Consider the following 15,654-nt stretch of genomic DNA (forward strand, 5'->3'; position numbering starts at 1 on the left):
TCGGGGACCCGGGCGGCGTCACGGGGGGCGGCGTGACGGGAGGCGGCGTGACGGGAGGCGGCGTCACGGGCGGCGGTGTGACGGTGGGCGGTGGCGCGGACGACGGCGGCGCGGGTGTCCCGACCGGCGGAGGCGCGGCGGGCCCGGACGGGTCGGAGACCGCGGGCGGGATCAGCGGCGGGACCGTGGGCGTCTCGGCAGCGGGCGGGACGAGCCCCTGCCCCGGCAGCAGCGGGGACGGCGCCGCGCCCGGGGGCAGCAGCGCCGAGGGCGTCGGCGGTGCGCCGGGGGTGGACGCCCGGGGGCTCGCCGTGGCGCTGCGCGGTCGTCCCGGGCTCGTGGGGGCGCTGTCCTCGGCGGAGGTGCGCGGCCCCTCCGCGCTCGGCACCCCGAGCGCCTCGGTCGCGCGCGTCGACTGCGTGACCGGGGCCGGCTGCACGATCGCCACCGGGTTGGGCACGTCCTTCAGCCGGCCCTGCTGCACGGCGGCGATGGCGATGCCCGCCCCCGCGGTGGCGAGCACGAGCGCACCCACGACGACGGCCACCGGCCGCCGCGGCAGGGCGCGCAGCCCCGCGGGACCGTCCGCGGCGAGGGCGGCGGGCGCGACGGCCGGCACCACGGCGAGGGCCTCCGTCGCGGGCACCGGGTCGACGAAGGCCCGCAGCTCGTTGACCCAGACGGGCAGCCGGTCGGGCCGGTCGTGGGGGTCCGTGGCGACGGCCCGCAGCAGCAGGTCCGCCATGCCCGGGTGGGGGGCCGTGAAGGGCGCGGCGCCGAGCTGGCGGCGCACGAGCGCGAGGTCCGGCTCGCCGTCGTGACCCACGACGGGCGGCTGCCCCGTCAGGACGGTGATCGCGGTGGCGCCGAAGCCGAAGACGTCGCTCGCGGCCGACGGCAGGCCGCCCGCGCGGACCTCGGGAGCCGTGTACGGGGAGGCCGGGTCCCCGTGCAGCGGGCCCCGCCGCAGGCCGCTGAGGCTCGCGCCGGCCAGCCGCACGCCGTCCGCGGGCCAGAACCCGCCCAGCCGGACCGTGCGCGGGGAGATGTCGCCGTGCACGAGGGGCGGCACGGAGTCGGAGCCGCGGTGCAGCTCCTGCAGGACGCCGGCCGCGGTCGCCAGGACCGTGAGGCGCTCCTCGACCGGGGCGCCCGGGTCGTCGCGCAGCCAGTCCGCCACGGACCGGCCCGAGGCCTGCTCGAGCACGGCGTAGCTCCACGGGGCCTCGTCGGAGCGGGCCGTGCCGGGCTTGTGCGGTGCGGGACCGCGGAAGGTCGTGACGACGCCCGCGAGGCGGGCGTGCTTGACGCGCGTGAGGCCGGCGGCGCGCTCGCGCCACATCTCCTGCTCGGCGAGGTGGTCGTCGACGTCCTGACCCGCGCGCGGCTGGGGGCGCAGCGTCACGAGCGTGAACAGCGCGTCCCCGGCCCCGGCGTCGCGGTCCAGGACGTGCCAGCCCTCGTCCGACCCGTCGGCCCGGCCCAGGATCTCGTAGCGGTCCTCGTCGCCGACGGGCCCCGCGCAGTGCCGCACGATCGACGGGACGTCCGCAGCGCCGGTCACCCGGTCCTCGGGCCATCCCTCGGTCGTCACGATCGCTCCTCGGGGCCTCGGGGGTGCGCGAGCGCACCCTGGTCGGACGTCCATGATGCCGCATCCGGGGCAGGTCATCGCCCGTTCGCGGCAGTGGTTCTCCCGAGCGCCTTGCCAGTCCTGCGATGTCGGGGTAAGGGCACCTCGGGCGCGCCGCCGCCTCTGACGTCGTCGGCCGCCGCTGCGTTCCCTCAGGACCCACCCGTCACGGGCTGGTCGAAGACCGTCACGCGCGGCCGGGGGCCCTCGTGGGCCGCGACCTCGACGACGGCGTGCTGCCCCGTGCAGCCCTGCGCCAGCCGGGACGTGCCGACGTCCGTGGTCAGGACGTTGACGTTGCCGTGGCCGCACGTCACCCCGGCCTGCGCACCCGCGACGGGGTCGAACCACGCGCCCGTCGACATCTGCACCACGCCCTCCCGCAGCTCCGCGGACGGGACCAGCCCGGCGAGGCAGCTGCCGCGCCGGCTGCGCACGACGACGACCTGCCCGGCCACGAGGCCGCGCGCGGCGGCGTCGGCGGGGTGCATCCGCAGCGGTTCGCGCCCCGCGACCTTGGACGCCTGGGACGTGGCGCCGTGGTCCAGCTGGCTGTGCAGCCGGCTGGCCGGGTTGTTCGCGACGAGGTGCAGCGGGAAGGCCGCGTCGGGCTGCTCGTCGGCGGCCCGCCACACGGGGTGGCCGGGGCAGTCGTCGTAGCCGAAGCCCGCGACGACGTCGGAGTGCAGCTCGATCCTGCCGCTCGGCGTGCGCAGCGGGTGCCGCTGCGGGTCCGCGCGGAAGGACGCGAACAGCACCTTCTCCACGGGTTCGGGGGGCAGCGGCAGCTCGCCCGCGGCGACGAACTCCGCGTACGGCGGCGCCTCGACCCCGGCGCGGGCCGCGGGCCCCTCGCGCCACTGCTCGTAGAGGTGCTCCACCCACTCCGGCGCGGTGCGGCCCTCGGTGAACCGCTCCCCCACCCCCAGGCGGTCCGCGAGCGCCGCCAGCGCCGCGTAGTCGTCGCGGGCCTCGCCGAGCGGGGCGTGCACGCGCCCCATCGCGACGATCCGGTCGTCGTAGCGCGCGGCGCCGAGGTCGACGCGCTCCATCGTGGTCGTCGAGGGCAGGACCACGTCGGCGTGGCGGGCCGTGGACGTCCAGAACGGCTCGTGCACGACGACGGTGTCGGCGGCCGCGAACGCGCGCTGCAGGCGCTGCAGGTCCTGGTGGTGGTGGAACGGGTTGCCGCCCGCCCAGTGCACGAGCCGCAGCCGCGGGTAGGTCTCGGTGCGCCCGTCGACCTCGTACTCGGCGCCCGGGGCCAGCAGCGCGTCGGCGATGCGCGCGACGGGGATGCGCCGGCGCAGCGGGTCGCCGAACTGCGGCAGGGTCGGCAGCGCCAGGCTGCCCGCCCGGCGGCCCACGCCCCCCGTGGAGGCGTAGCCGTGGCCGAAACCGCCGCCCGGCAGGCCGATCTGGCCCAGCAGCGCGGCGAAGGCGATGGCCGCCCACAGGGGCTGCTCGCCGTAGCGCGCGCGGGGCACCGACCAGCTCAGCGTGACCATGGTGCGGCCGGCCGCGGCGCGCCGGGCCAGCGCCCGGATGCGCCCGGCGTCCACGCCCGTGAGGGCGGCCGCCCAGTCGGGGGTCTTCTCGACGCCGTCGTCCTCGCCGCGCAGGGAGGCCAGGAACTCCTCGGTGCCGGCGCAGCAGCGCCGCAGGAAGTCCTCGTCGTGCAGGCCCTCGGTGACCAGGACGTGCGACATCGCCAGCAGCAGCGCCGCGTCGGTGCCGGGCACGACGGCGAGCCAGTCGGCGTCGAGCTCGGCCGCGAGGTCGTCGCGCTGCGGCGACACGAGCACGAACTCCGCGCCCCGCGCGCGGGCGGCGCGCAGCCGCCCGGCCACCTCGTGCCGGCTGATGCCGCCGGAGGCGACCTGCGCGTTCTTCGCGGGCAGGCCGCCCACGGCCAGGACGAGGTCGGTGCTGGCCTCCACGACCGACCACGCGGTCGGGGAGATGAGCGGCTCGAGCGAGCCGACGACGTGCGGCAGGAGCACCTCGGCCGTGCCGTGGCTGTAGGTGTGGCTGGAGCGGGTGGCGCCGCCCAGGCAGTTGAGGAAGCGGTGCAGCTGGCTCTGGGCGTGGTGGAAGCGGCCGGCGCTGGCCCAGCCGTAGGAGCCCCCGAAGACGGCCGCGGGGCCGTCGGTGGCCAGGACGCGGCGGTACTCGGCGGCGACGCGGTCGAGCAGCTCGTCCCAGCCGACGGCGAGGAGCTCGTCGCGGCCGCGCCGCGCGTCCGGACCGGGACCGTCCTCCCACCAGCCGCGCCGCACGTGCGGGCGCAGCACGCGGGCCCGCCCGGTCGCGGCGACGGGCAGGTTGGCGAGGAGGGCCGAGGGGTCCGGGTCGTCGGGGTGCGGACGGACCCCGACGGTCCCGTCGGCCGCGCGCACCGCGGTGAAGGAGCCCCAGTGCGACGCGTGCGGGACGGTGCTCACGCCCCCAGGATCGGGCACGGGCGCGCCGGTCCGGCACCCGGTCGCGGAAGAACTCCGTCCGGGCGCTCAAGGTCGGGGCCCGACGTGCCGAAGAGGCCGCATGATCACGGCAGCGGCTGGTGACGACGGCCTCACCCGTCCGGCGCAGCGGCGCCCGGGCGCCCGCCCGCGGGGCGGCGCCGGGCGCGGCGTCCGGGGTGGCGGCCCGCGCCTGGCGGTCAGCACCGCGGTCGTCGTCGCCGCCCTCAGCGTGCTGATGACGGTCCTCGTCGACGCCCCGGCGCTCGGCGCGACCGTCTGGTGGCCCGCGGCCGGGGCGGCCCTGGCCCTCGCGGTGCGCCGGCCCGCCCGCCGCTGGTGGGTGGTCGGCGGCACGCTGCTCGGCACCGTCGTCGCCGGCCGCGTCCTCGGTGACGAGCCGTCGGCGACCGCGGTGTTCGCGAGCGCCCAGGCCCTGCAGTGCGGGGTCGGCGCCTCGATCGTGACCCTGCTGGCCGGCGGGGAGCCCCTGCGGCTGGCCCGGGGCCGCGACGCGTGGCGGCTCTGCGCGGGCGCCGTCGCGGGCATCCTGGCGGCCGCGCCGCTCGCGGAGACCATCGCGACACCGCCGCAGGTGCTGCAGTACGTCCCCACCCAGGCGCTCGGCGTGCTGCTGATCGGCCCGCTCCTGCTCCTGCCCTCCCCCCGGCCGGCGTCCGACGTGCGGCACGCCCGCCTCGCGGCGCTGGAGTGGTCCGGCGTCCTCGCGACGTCCGCGGGCGTCTCCGCGACGGTCTTCCTGTCCTCCGACCCGGGGCCCTGGTCCTTCGTCGTCGTCGTGCCGCTGCTGTGGGGGGCCGCGCGCCTCGGCGTGGGCCGCGCCCTGAGCGCCCTGCTCGTCGTCGGCGTGATCACCACGGCGGGGACGGTGACGACCCTCGGCCCCTACGCGCTGCTCGAGCCCAACCAGAGCCTGCGGGTGCTGCAGGCCCTGCTGTCGACCGCGGGCGCGGTCACGCTCGTCATGTCCCTCGTCGTGCGCTCGCGCGAGCGCGCGGTCGTCGTGGCCGGCCGGCGCGAGGAGCTGTTCCGCCGCACCTTCGACGACGCGCTGCTGGGGGTGGCGCTGCTGCGGCTGCGCGCCGACGGCTCTGCGACGGTCGCCCGCGTCAACGACCGGCTCGCCTCGATGCTGGGCACCGACGTGCCCGTGGGCTCGGACTGGTCCGAGCAGGTCGCCGACGTGCACCGCGACGCCTTCGTCGACGCCGTCGAGGGCCTCGTCGACGACGTCGCCGCCGGGGAGTCGGGGCACTGGCACGCGGAGCTGCAGCACGGCGACGGCCAGGTCTGGCTGGAGCTCGCGATGGCGGCCTGGCCGACCACGCCCGACGGTGCCCGCACGGGTGACGTCGCGGCCGTCGTGCAGGTCGCCGACGTCACGCAGCGCCGGCTCGTGCAGCGCCGGCTGCGCGACGCCGCGCTGCACGACCCGCTGACGGGCCTGCCGAACCGGACGCTGCTGGAGGACCGCCTGCGCCACGCGCTCGACGCGTCGTCGCGCTCGGGGCGGCACGTGGCGCTGCTGTACTGCGACCTCGACGACTTCAAGCCCGTCAACGACACGGGCGGCCACGCGGCCGGCGACCACGTCCTCATCGGCGTCGCCCAGCGCCTCTCCCACGCCGTGCGGCCGGGCGACACGGTCGCCCGCCTCGGTGGCGACGAGTTCGCCGTGGTGTGTCCCGACCTGCCGGACGAGGCCGCGGCGCAGGCCGTCGCCCAGCGCGTGGTCGACGCGATGGTGACGCCGTTCCCGGTGGCCGGCTGGACCTTCGACGTCGGCATCAGCGTCGGGCTGGCGATGGCCGAGCTCGGCGCGGACCCCCAGCGCGTGCTGCAGCAGGCCGACGCGGCCATGTACGCCGCCAAGGGCTCGGGCAAGGGCCGGGTCCGCTCGGCCGGGGTCCGGGTGCTGGACCTGCGCGAGCAGCCCCGCACGGGCAGCTGAGGGGTCCGGCTCAGAGGGCGGCGGCGAGCGCGAGCGCCGCCCCGGCCAGCAGCACGCAGGCCACGACGACGGGCACGCTGCGGTCCTTCGCGCCGAGGCGGGCGAGCAGGCCCTCGAGCAGGGAGCGCGCGCCCTCGCGGTGCGCGGCGACGACGCGCACGACGACGAGGGCCGGCAGGGACAGCACGACGACGTAGCCCAGCAGCGCGAGCAGGGCCGTGGTGGTCGTGACGTCGGCGCTGACGAGCCGCTCGACCGCGAGCAGGAACGGGAACGCGGTCGGCAGGTCGCTCAGCGCCCCCAGCACCCCCAGGCCCGCCGCGGCCGCCGGGGAGGCCCACCGCGTGAGGTCCGGGACCCGGCCCGGGCGCCGGCGCGCGCGGCGCACGGCGTGCACCAGCAGCAGGACCGCGAGCAGGACGAGACCCGCGCGCCGCACCGCCGGCAGGCCGCCCGCGACGGCCGCCTCGGCCGCCGCCGCCCCCAGGTACAGGGCGACGCCGAGCACGGCGAAGGCCGCCGCCGCCCCGGCCACGCACGCGAGCGCGGTCACGACGGGGCGGCGCGGGGCGGCGAGCAGGGCGGCGACGGCCAGCAGCAGCGCGGAGGTGTTGAGCGCGTCGAGCAGCGCCAGCCCGACGAGCGCCAGCGCCAAGCCGGTGCTCACGAGACGAGGCCGGTGCTCACGAGAGGAAGCCGGTGCTCACCCGAAGGTGTCGGGGTCCGGCCCGGTGCGCTCGTCGCGGTTGAGCCCGGAGATCGCGGCGACCTGCTCGTCGGTCAGGGCGAAGTCGAAGACCTCGATGTTGCTCTCGATGCGCGACGGCGTCACCGACTTCGGGATGACGATGTTGCCGAGCTGCACGTGCCAGCGCAGGACGACCTGCGCCGGGTCCTTGCCGAGCTCCTGCGCGATCGACGTGATGACGTCCTCGCCGAGCAGGCCGCCGCCCTTGGCCAGCGGGCTCCACGCCTCGGTGGCGATGCCGTGCTCGGCGTTGAACGCCCGCAGGTCGTCCTGCACGAGGTAGGGGTGCTGCTCGACCTGGTTGACGGACGGGACGACGCCCGTCTCGTCGAAGAGCTTGCGCAGGTGCGTCTTCTGGAAGTTCGAGACGCCGATGGAGCGGATGCGGCCCTCGCGCTGCAGCTCCTCGAACGTCTGCCACGTCTCGACGTAGTCGTCGGCCTGCTGCGGCCAGTGGATGAGGTAGAGGTCGAGGTACTCCAGCTGCAGCTTGGCCATGCTCTCGTCGAAGGCGCGCAGCGTCCTGTCGCGGCCGTGCTCGCCGTTGGCCAGCTTGGTGGTGACGAACACGTCCTCGTGGTCGAGGCCGCTGGCGCGCAGGGCGTCGCCGACGCCGGCCTCGTTGCCGTACCCGGCGGCCGTGTCGATGTGGCGGTACCCGGCGTTCAGGGCCGTGAGCACGACCTCGGCGGTCTGCTCCTGCGGGACCTGCCAGACCCCCAGGCCGAGCTGGGGGATCTGGATCCCGTCGTTGAGCTGAAGGTTCGGGACGTTCGGCACTGCTCCTCCTCGGGTGGACTGCCGCCAACGTAGGGCGGCCCGATCACGCCCGCCCGGCGGGGCCGCCCGGCCCCCTCAGAGCCCGAGCCGGTCGGCGAGCGCCTCGATGGTGGCGTCGGCGAAGGCGTCGGCCGGGTCGAAGGTGTGCGCGAGCTGGCCGAACAGCTCGCTGCTGATCAGCCCCAGGAGGGCCGTCCAGCACTGGGCCGCGACGACGACGAGGGCGGGCGGGACCGCGTCCGCGCCGGTCGCGGCACCGGCGCTCGCGACGCGGTCGGCGCCCTCGGCCAGGCGGGGGTCGAGCGGGGTCGCGGGTGCCGGGAGCCCCTGCAGCACGGCCAGCAGGGCCATCGGGGTGCGCGCACCCGCGGCCGTCGTCCGGTCGTCGCCGCGGTAGCCGGGCACGGGCGAACCGTGCACGAGGGCGTACTCGTGGGGGTGCGCGACCGCCCAGGCCCGCAGCGCCCGGCAGCCGCCCGTGAACCGCTCGCGCCGCGACCGGCCGGGGGCGGGGGCCGCGGCCGCCTCGACCGCGTCGGCCGCGTCGCCGTAGGCCTCGACGATCAGGGCCGTGAGCAGCTCGTCGCGCGTCGCGAAGTACCGGTAGAGCGCCGAGGACGCCAACCCGAGCTCGCGGGCGACCGCGCGCACCGACAGCGCCGCCGCCCCCGACGCGGCGAGCTGGCGGCGGGCGGCCTCGAGGATGTCGGCGGTGAGCTCGCGGCGCGCGCGTTCGCGGGCGGTGGGGACGGCAGGCACGTGGCCATCCTGACACAGGACAGATCGGCGCTCACGGACGAGAGCGGCGCTCTTGCGCGGACGGGACGGCGGGTGCATCCTGAGGGCATGACGAGATCAGTGCTCTCCGAGAAGACCACCGCTCACAGCAGCGCGGCCCCGCGCTACCTGGCGCCCGACCTGCTGACCCGGCGGGTGCTCAACCCGCTCGTGGCGGCGTCGACGCGCCTGGGCCTGCCGCTGGCCGGGTCCCGCGTCCTCGCGGTCCGCGGCCGCACCAGCGGCGAGTGGCGCACGACTCCGGTCAACCCCCTGACGATCGACGGGACGCGCTACCTGGTGGCCCCGCGCGGCCACACGCAGTGGGTGCGCAACCTGCGGGTCGCGGGCACCGGCGAGCTGCGCGCCGGCCGGCGGGCGGAGGCCTTCACCGCGGTGGAGGTCACCGACGCCGACAAGCCGGCGCTGCTGCGGGAGTACCTGCGCCGCTGGGCGTGGGAGGTCGGCATGTTCTTCGACGGCGTCGACGCCTCTGCGACCGACGCGGAGCTGCTGGCCGCGGCGCCGAAGCACCCGGTCTTCCGGATCACCTCCGCCGAGCGCGTGCGGCGCTGACCGCTCCCGGGTCCGGGTCCGGGTCCGGGTCCGGGTCCGGGTCCGGGTCCGGGTCACAGCGCACCCGCGAGACCGACGAGGGTGCCCTCCGGGTCGCGGACGTGCGCCACCACCAGACCGCTCGGGGACGTCACGGGGCCGAGCACGCGGGTCCCGCCCAGCCGCTCGGCCTCGGCGAGCGCGGCACCGACGTCGGGGACACCGACGTAGAAGACCGACTGCGCGCGGTGACCGGGGCCGCCACCGACCCCGCCCGGGACACCGACCCCCTCCGTCGTGCGACCCGGGTCGGTGAACCCGTACTCCCCCGGCGCGGACACCTCGGCCGCGACCGGACCGGACGTGTCGAAGGTCCACCCGAACAGCTCGCCGTAGAACGCGCGCAGGCCCGCCGGATCGACCCCCGTGACCTCGACGTGCACGACCGGTCGTGGGCTGTTCGGCATGGTGGCTCCTCCGGTGGTGCGAACGCTGACCCGGTGGTGACCTCTGGCGGCGCCCGCAGTCATCGGTCGGGGGCCGGTCGTCCTACTGTGCCGGGCATGTCCTCTCGCAGCACCCAGGTCCAGCTCGTCGCCCGCCCGCACGGCTGGCCCACCCACGACGACTTCCGCACCGTGACCGTCGACCTCCCGGACCTCGCCCCCGGCCAGGTCCGCGTGGCCAACGAGTTCCTCTCCGTGGACCCCTACATGCGCGGCCGGATGAACGAGGGCCGCAGCTACGTCCCGCCGTTCGCGCTGGGCGAGACCATGACCGGCGGCGCCGTGGGCCGCGTCGTGGAGTCCACCGCCGAGGACGTCCCCGTGGGTGCGCTCGTCTCCCACCTGCAGGGCTGGCGCACCCTCGCGCAGGGCGACGCCGACGGGTTCCGCGTCGTCCAGGACCTGCCGGGCATCCCCTCCTCCGCCCACCTCGGCATCCTCGGGATGACGGCGCTCACGGCCTACGTCGGGCTGCTCGACATCGCGGGGCTGAGGGGGGCGACACCGTGTTCGTCTCCGGCGCGGCCGGGGCCGTCGGCACCGCGGCCGGGCAGATCGCCCGGCTCAAGGGAGCCTCCCGCGTGATCGGCTCGGCCGGATCGGCGGAGAAGGTCGCGCTGCTCACGGAGAAGTACGGCTACGACGCAGCGTTCAACTACAAGGACGCCCCCGTGCGCGGGCAGCTGCCCACCGCGGCACCCGACGGCATCGACGTCTACTTCGACAACGTCGGAGGCGACCACCTCGAGGCCGCGCTCGACGCGTTCAAGGACGGTGGCCGCGCCGCGCTGTGCGGGGCCATCTCGGCCTACAACTCCACCGAGCGCACGCCCGGACCGGACAACCTGACGAACATGGTCACGCGCGGTCTCACCCTGCGCGGGTTCACGGTCGGCGGCTGGTTCCACCGGCTGCCCGACTTCGTCGCCGACATGACCGGCTGGCTGACCAGCGGCCAGGTCGTGTTCGACGAGACCGTCGTGGACGGCATCGACCACGCGGTCGACGGGTTCCTCGACCTCATGCGCGGGGCGAACACCGGCAAGATGGTCGTCCGGGTCGCGCAGGGCTGATCCCCGCCACCCGGCTGGCCGCCCTCCACCGGTCGTGACACCGTTGCCGGGAGCGCGCGGTCCGCGGGCTCCCGGACGAGGGGTGCCGTACCCGGTGGACGACAAGACGGCCCGTGGAGGTCGTCGTGCCGTGGATCGTCCTCGTCGTCTCCGGTGTCCTGGAGGCGGTGTGGGCCACCGCCCTGGACCGCTCGGAGGGGTTCCGCCGCGCGGGCCCGACCGTCGTCTTCCTCCTGGGCGTGGTCGCGAGCATGGCCGGGCTCTCCCTCGCCATGCGCGACCTTCCCGTCGGGACGGCCTACGCGGTGTGGGTGGGGGTCGGCGCCGTGGTGACCGTCGCGTACGCGATGGCCACGGGCGCCGAGGCGGTGTCCGTGCTGAAGGTCGTGTTCCTGGCGATGATCGTGGGCGGGGTCGTGGGCCTGAAGGTCACCGCGTGAACCACCCCGGGGACCACCCCGGCAACCCCGGCCGGCGCCCGCGGGCGCCGGCCGGGGGCGTCAGTGCAGCTGGTCCGTGCGCGCGGCCGCCGTGGGCTCGACGACCCTGACCTTCACCACGACCCCCACCGCGCTGGGACGCTCCGCCGGGAGGTCGACCTCGAGGGCCTCCCCCGTGCGGCGCGACGGCACCGGCCCCGCACCGAGCACGCTGACGTCCGTGATCGCCTGCGGCAGCAGACCCCCGGCCGTCCCGAACGCGCGGATGCGGGCGACGCCGTCCTCCGGCCACGCCAGCACGGTGGCGTAGAGGTACAGGCCCGTGACGTCGCGCCGGGTCGTGAACCGGACGTCGCGGGAGCCGTACTCGCGGGCCGTGGCGTCGACGAAGGAGCCGGCCGCGAACTCGGTCGGACCCTCGGAGGGGACGGTCCACGGCCTGGTCCCGTAGACGGCCTCGCCGTTGACGCACAGCCAGTCCCCCAGCCCGTGCAGCAGCTCGACCTCCGGTGCGGGGATCGTGCCGTCGGCCTTCGGGCCGATGTTGAGCAGGAGCACGCCGTTCTTGGCCACCACGTCGACCAGCTCGCCGACGAGCTCCGCGACGCCCTTGTACTCGTGGCCCTCGACGAAGCTCCAGGACGTGCGCGAGACCGACGTGTCGTTCTGCCACACCTGCGGGTGGATGCCCGGCATCGCGCCCCGCTCGATGTCGTAGACGGCGCTGCCGGGGGCGAACGAGCCCCACTTGTAGTTGATGACCACCTCGCGGCCCCAGCGCGCCGCCTCGTTGTAGTAGTAGGCCGCGAGCAGCCGCAGGTAGGGCTCGAACGCCGGCTGCTCGATCCACCAGTCGAACCACAGGACCTGCGGCCGGTACCCGTCGATGATCTCGACGGTGCGCAGCAGCCAGTCCTCGAGGTGCTGCTGGTTCGGCGCCGTCTCCTCGCGCATCGCGGGTCCGTAGAGGTCCGCGTGGGCGGGGTCGCGCACGTCGGAGTCGAACAGCATGCCGCCGTTCATGAACCACCAGTGCTCCGCGCGGTGCGAGGAGGCGCCGAGGACCATGTGCTGGTCGCGGACCGCGGAGCCCAGCTCCCCCAGCACGTCGCGGCCCGGGCCCATCTCCGTCGACTTCCAGCGCGAGCGCGCCGTGTCGTACATGGCGAAGCCGTCGTGGTGCTCGGCCACCGGCACGACGAACTGGGCACCCGCGCGGCGGAAGGTCGACGCCCACTGCTGGGCGTCGAAGTGCTCGGCCGTGAACCGCGGCACGAAGTCCTTGTAGCCGAACTCCGCGTGCGGCCCGTAGGTCGCGACGTGGTGCTCGAACTCGGGCGTGCCCTCCTTGTACATGGTCCGCGCGTACCACTCGTTGCCGAAGGCCGGCACCGAGTAGACGCCCCAGTGGATGAAGATGCCGAACTTCGCGTCGGCGTACCAGCGGGGCGACTCGTAGGTCTGCAGCGAGGACCACTCGGGCTGGAACGGCCCGGCGGTCGCGACCGCGCGCACGCGCGCGAGCTCGGCGTCGTCGGCCGACACGGGGCGGCTCACCGCAGGTCCAGCGCGACGACGACCGGACCGGCGACCTCGGCGGCCGGGACGTCCACGACGATGCGGTCACCCTCGGCGCGAGCCACGACGGGCGTGCCGTCCAGCAGCCGCGCGGAGGCGACGTCGAGGCGCGCGGGGTCCGCCGTGAGCGTGGTCTCCCCCGCCGCGTCGACGACCGCGTGGGCGGTGTCGCCGGCGCGCGTCCACCGCACCCAGGGTTCCTCGCCCGCCGAGGCGATCGCCCCCTCCAGCACCGTGGTGCCGTGCACCGCGGCGGCGTGCCGCTCCATCCAGTCCGCGATGCCCTCCAGGCACTGCCGCTGCAGCTCCGGGATCCGCCCGCGGCTGTCGGGGCCGACGTTGAGCAGGAAGTTCCCGCCGCGCGAGACGACGTCCAGCAGGTGGCGCACCGCGGCCGGGCCGTCCATGTAGTGCGAGGCGTCCTCGACCTGGTTGTAGCCGAAGGAGTAGCCGACGCCGCGGCAGTTCTCCCAGGCGCTGTCGTCCTCGTTGTCGCGCCCCTGCTGGTACTCGCTCGTGCGGAAGTCCCAGTGGGTGGCGCCGAAGCGGTCGTTGACCACGCCCTCGGGGTTCGCGGCGTAGAACCGGTCCAGCACGTGGGTGAAGCTGCGCGGGCCGTCGGGCTTGCCCGCGTCCGGCCACTCGATGTCGCCCCACAGCACGTCGGGCGCGTAGCGCTCGACCAGGTCGACCACGTGGCGGTTGGCGTAGTCGGTGTAGGCCTCGTCCACCGGGCGCCGCGCCGAGAAGTCCATGTCGTCGAGGGCCGGGAAGTCGCTGGCGTGCCAGTCCAGCCCGCCCGAGTAGTAGACGCCGAAGCGCAGCCCCGCGCCCCGGGCGGCCGTCGCGAACTCGCCCACGAGGTCGCGGCGCGGGCCGCGGGCCACGGTGTTGCGCCCGTCGGTGCCCGGTGCGTCCCACAGCGTGATGCCGTCGTGGTGCTTGGTCGTCGGGACGACGTAGCGGGCGCCCGCGCGGCGGAACAGCGCGACGACCGCGTCGGCGTCGAAGTCCTCGGCGGTCCACGCGTCCAGGAAGTCGTCGTAGGGCGCGCCGCCGTGGACCTCCTGCTGGTGCTGCTGCGCCGGGCTGCCCTCGATCCGGATGGTGTTGGCGTACCACTCGGCGTAGGGGTTGTGCGCGAACCAGGTCCTGGCGTCGATCGTGCCCAGCTCGCCGATCGGCTCGGCCCAGGCGGGCACCGAGTAGGCGCCCCAGTGCACGAAGATCCCGAACTTGGCGTCGCGGAACCAGGCCGGCACCTCCCGCTCGAAGCGGTGGTAGTTCTCGGGGCGGACGTTCTGGGGGTGGGCCACGCGGGTGTCCTCCGTACGGGGTCGGCGGGCGCCCGTGGGCGCACCCGGGGAGCCCCGAGGTCCCGGCGGCACGCCTCGTCGCTGCTCCGCGGACCTCGTCGTCGCAGTCACCGTCACAGACGTCAGACGTCTTGTCAACGACTGCCGGGCACCGTCGCCCCGCCCGGCCCCCGGCTCCGCCATGATGACCCCGTGGACCTCGGACCCTTCATCGACCTCATGCCCAAGTGCGAGCTGCACCTGCACCTGGAGGGGACGCTGGAACCGGAGCTGAAGCTCGCCCTGGCGCAGCGCAACGGCGTCGACATCGGGCAGTCCAGCGTCGAGGAGGTGCGCGCGACCTACGTGTTCGACTCCCTCGCCTCCTTCCTCGGCGTCTACTACCCGGCGATGGACGTGCTGGTCACCGAGGAGGACTTCCACGACCTCGCGCTGGCCTACCTGCGCAAGGCCGCGTCGCAGAACGTGCGGCACGCCGAGATGTTCTTCGACCCGCAGGTGCACGTCGGCCGCGGTGTCGCCTTCGAGACCGTCGTGCGGGGCTACCACCGGGCCGTCGTCGAGGCGCACGCCGAGCTCGGCATCAGCTCGGCGCTCATCCTCTGCTTCGTGCGCGACCTCCCGGTCGCGAGCGCCGAGGAGACGCTGCGGGCGGCCCTGCCGTTCCGCGACCTCATCGTGGGGGTGGGCCTGGACTCCGACGAGCGGGGGAACCCGCCCGCCAAGTTCGCCGCGGTCTTCGCGGCGGCCCGCGAGGCGGGGTTCCGCGTGACGATGCACTGCGACATCGACCAGGAGGACACGGTCGAGCACCTGCGGCAGGCGCTGGAGGACCTGGGCACCGAACGCCTCGACCACGGCACCAACGTGGTCGAGGACCCCCGGCTCCTGGCGCTGGTCCGCGAGCGGGGCATCGGCCTGACGTGCTGCCCGGTGTCCAACTCGTTCGTCACCGACGACTCCAAGGCCCCGGTCATCGCCGAGCTGCTGCGCTCGGGCGTGAAGGTGACGGTGAACTCCGACGACCCCGCCTACTTCGGCGGGTACGTCAACGAGAACGCCCGGGCCCTGGCCGAGGCCGCGGACCTCACGCCCGACGAGCTGGTGCAGCTGCAGCGCAACGCCTTCGAGATCGCCTGGATCGGCGACGCGCAGCGCGAGGAGCTGCTCGCCGAGCTGGACGCCTACGCGGCCCTGTCGGTGCCGCCGACCGCCTGAGACCCTCGACGGGCCGTCAGGCGGCCGCGCGGGCGAGCCCCAGGTGCACGGGGTCGCCCGCGAGGGCCTGCTTCGCGGCCCGGCTCGCGTCGTCGGCGAGCACCTCGGTCAGGTCGTCGACGAGACCCTGCACGGCCACGCGCGCGACGTCGCGCGGGTCGTTCTTCGGGGCCTGGACGTGCGCGACCATGTCGGTGTCGGTGTAGCCGAGGTGCAGGCCCGTGACGAGGGTCCCGGCCGGCGCGAGCGCGGCCCGCAGGCCGTTGGTGACCGACCACGCCGCGGCCTTGGAGGCGCTGTAGCCGTTGCCCAGGGTCGCCCACGAGAGCGCCGAGTGCACGTTCAGCAGGGCCCCGCCGCCGTGCGCCGCGAGGACCGGCGCGAAGGCGCGCGAGACCGCGAGCAGGCCGAGGACGTTGACCTCGAACTCGTCGCGCACGTCCGCGAGGTCCCCCGTCACCAGGTCGGTGGAGCGGTCGACGCCCGCGTTGTTCACGACGACGGAGACGTCACCCAGGCGCCGCGCGAGCTCGGCGACCTGCCGGGGGTCGGTCACCTCGAGCTCGACGGGGACGAGCCGGGGGTCGTCCCCGTCG

At 75.6% G+C, this 15,654-nt stretch carries 13 protein-coding genes, 1 pseudogene and 1 riboswitch; of the genes and pseudogenes, 5 read left to right on the top strand and 9 right to left on the bottom strand.

Annotated elements, in window-relative coordinates; all coding sequences use genetic code 11:
• Together GTR02_RS12110 and GTR02_RS12115 are read right to left on the bottom strand one after the other, a co-directional pair.
• A partial coding sequence (locus GTR02_RS12110) for a serine/threonine-protein kinase (RefSeq protein WP_476702877.1) occupies nucleotides 1–1,594 on the bottom strand: 1,594 nt, incomplete at its 3' end.
• Between the two features lie 191 nt (nucleotides 1,595–1,785).
• Nucleotides 1,786–4,077, bottom strand: a complete 2,292-nt coding sequence (locus GTR02_RS12115) for a molybdopterin-dependent oxidoreductase (RefSeq protein WP_166607755.1) — start codon at nucleotides 4,075–4,077, stop codon at nucleotides 1,786–1,788.
• Nucleotides 4,078–4,177: 100 nt separating this feature from the next.
• Here GTR02_RS12115 and GTR02_RS12120 point away from each other — a divergent pair, with 100 nt between their 5' ends.
• A complete protein-coding gene (locus tag GTR02_RS12120; protein ID WP_166607756.1) occupies nucleotides 4,178–6,067 on the top strand; it encodes a sensor domain-containing diguanylate cyclase in 1,890 nt (629 codons plus the stop codon).
• 10 nt (nucleotides 6,068–6,077) lie between these two features.
• On the opposite strand, the gene GTR02_RS12125 is transcribed toward GTR02_RS12120, so the two are convergent.
• The 3 genes from GTR02_RS12125 to GTR02_RS12135 all read right to left on the bottom strand — a co-directional run bounded on the left by GTR02_RS12125 (nucleotide 6,078) and on the right by GTR02_RS12135 (nucleotide 8,354).
• A complete protein-coding gene (locus GTR02_RS12125) occupies nucleotides 6,078–6,734 on the bottom strand; it encodes a GAP family protein (protein WP_166607757.1) in 657 nt (218 codons plus the stop codon).
• 36 nt (nucleotides 6,735–6,770) lie between these two features.
• Entirely contained in the window at nucleotides 6,771–7,595 is an 825-nt protein-coding gene (locus GTR02_RS12130) for an aldo/keto reductase (protein ID WP_166607758.1), read from the bottom strand.
• 75 nt (nucleotides 7,596–7,670) lie between these two features.
• Entirely contained in the window at nucleotides 7,671–8,354 is a 684-nt protein-coding gene (locus GTR02_RS12135) for a WHG domain-containing protein (RefSeq protein ID WP_205709127.1), read from the bottom strand.
• A gap of 87 nt (nucleotides 8,355–8,441) precedes the next feature.
• On the opposite strand from GTR02_RS12135, the gene GTR02_RS12140 reads away from it, so the two are divergent.
• On the top strand, nucleotides 8,442–8,948 hold the full coding sequence (locus GTR02_RS12140; protein ID WP_166607760.1) for a nitroreductase family deazaflavin-dependent oxidoreductase: 507 nt from the start codon (nucleotides 8,442–8,444) through the stop codon (nucleotides 8,946–8,948).
• A 53-nt stretch (nucleotides 8,949–9,001) separates the two neighbouring features.
• On the opposite strand, the gene GTR02_RS12145 is transcribed toward GTR02_RS12140, so the two are convergent.
• Nucleotides 9,002–9,394, bottom strand: coding sequence for a VOC family protein (locus GTR02_RS12145; RefSeq protein WP_166607761.1), 393 nt, complete (start codon nucleotides 9,392–9,394; stop codon nucleotides 9,002–9,004).
• Between the two features lie 96 nt (nucleotides 9,395–9,490).
• Between GTR02_RS12145 and GTR02_RS24430 the strand changes: the two are divergent.
• Both GTR02_RS24430 and GTR02_RS12155 read left to right on the top strand, forming a co-directional pair.
• A pseudogene (locus GTR02_RS24430) lies at nucleotides 9,491–10,506 on the top strand (NADP-dependent oxidoreductase).
• Nucleotides 10,507–10,555: 49 nt separating this feature from the next.
• A riboswitch (guanidine-III (ykkC-III) riboswitch) is annotated at nucleotides 10,556–10,622 on the top strand.
• A 9-nt stretch (nucleotides 10,623–10,631) separates the two neighbouring features.
• Nucleotides 10,632–10,946 carry a DMT family transporter gene (locus tag GTR02_RS12155; RefSeq protein ID WP_166607765.1) on the top strand — a complete coding sequence of 105 codons (315 nt, stop codon included), beginning with the start codon at nucleotides 10,632–10,634 and terminating at the stop codon, nucleotides 10,944–10,946.
• Between the two features lie 60 nt (nucleotides 10,947–11,006).
• On the opposite strand, the gene GTR02_RS12160 is transcribed toward GTR02_RS12155, so the two are convergent.
• Nucleotides 11,007–12,503 (bottom strand): alpha-L-fucosidase, encoded by a 1,497-nt coding sequence (locus GTR02_RS12160; RefSeq protein ID WP_166607762.1) that lies wholly within the window; start codon nucleotides 12,501–12,503, stop codon nucleotides 11,007–11,009.
• A complete protein-coding gene (locus tag GTR02_RS12165; RefSeq protein ID WP_205709128.1) occupies nucleotides 12,500–13,840 on the bottom strand; it encodes an alpha-L-fucosidase in 1,341 nt (446 codons plus the stop codon). The genes GTR02_RS12160 and GTR02_RS12165 overlap by 4 nt, the downstream gene beginning before the upstream one ends.
• 219 nt (nucleotides 13,841–14,059) lie before the next feature.
• Between GTR02_RS12165 and add the strand changes: the two genes are divergently transcribed.
• On the top strand, nucleotides 14,060–15,058 hold the full coding sequence (add, locus tag GTR02_RS12170) for an adenosine deaminase (protein WP_166607766.1): 999 nt from the start codon (nucleotides 14,060–14,062) through the stop codon (nucleotides 15,056–15,058).
• Between the two features lie 16 nt (nucleotides 15,059–15,074).
• Here add and GTR02_RS12175 read toward each other — a convergent pair.
• Nucleotides 15,075–15,654 (bottom strand): SDR family NAD(P)-dependent oxidoreductase (locus GTR02_RS12175; protein WP_166607764.1); only part of this gene is annotated, 580 nt, incomplete at its 5' end.

Origin of the sequence: Kineococcus siccus, assembly GCF_009906795.1 — a bacterium.
Classification (GTDB): Bacteria; Actinomycetota; Actinomycetes; order Actinomycetales; family Kineococcaceae; genus Kineococcus; species Kineococcus siccus.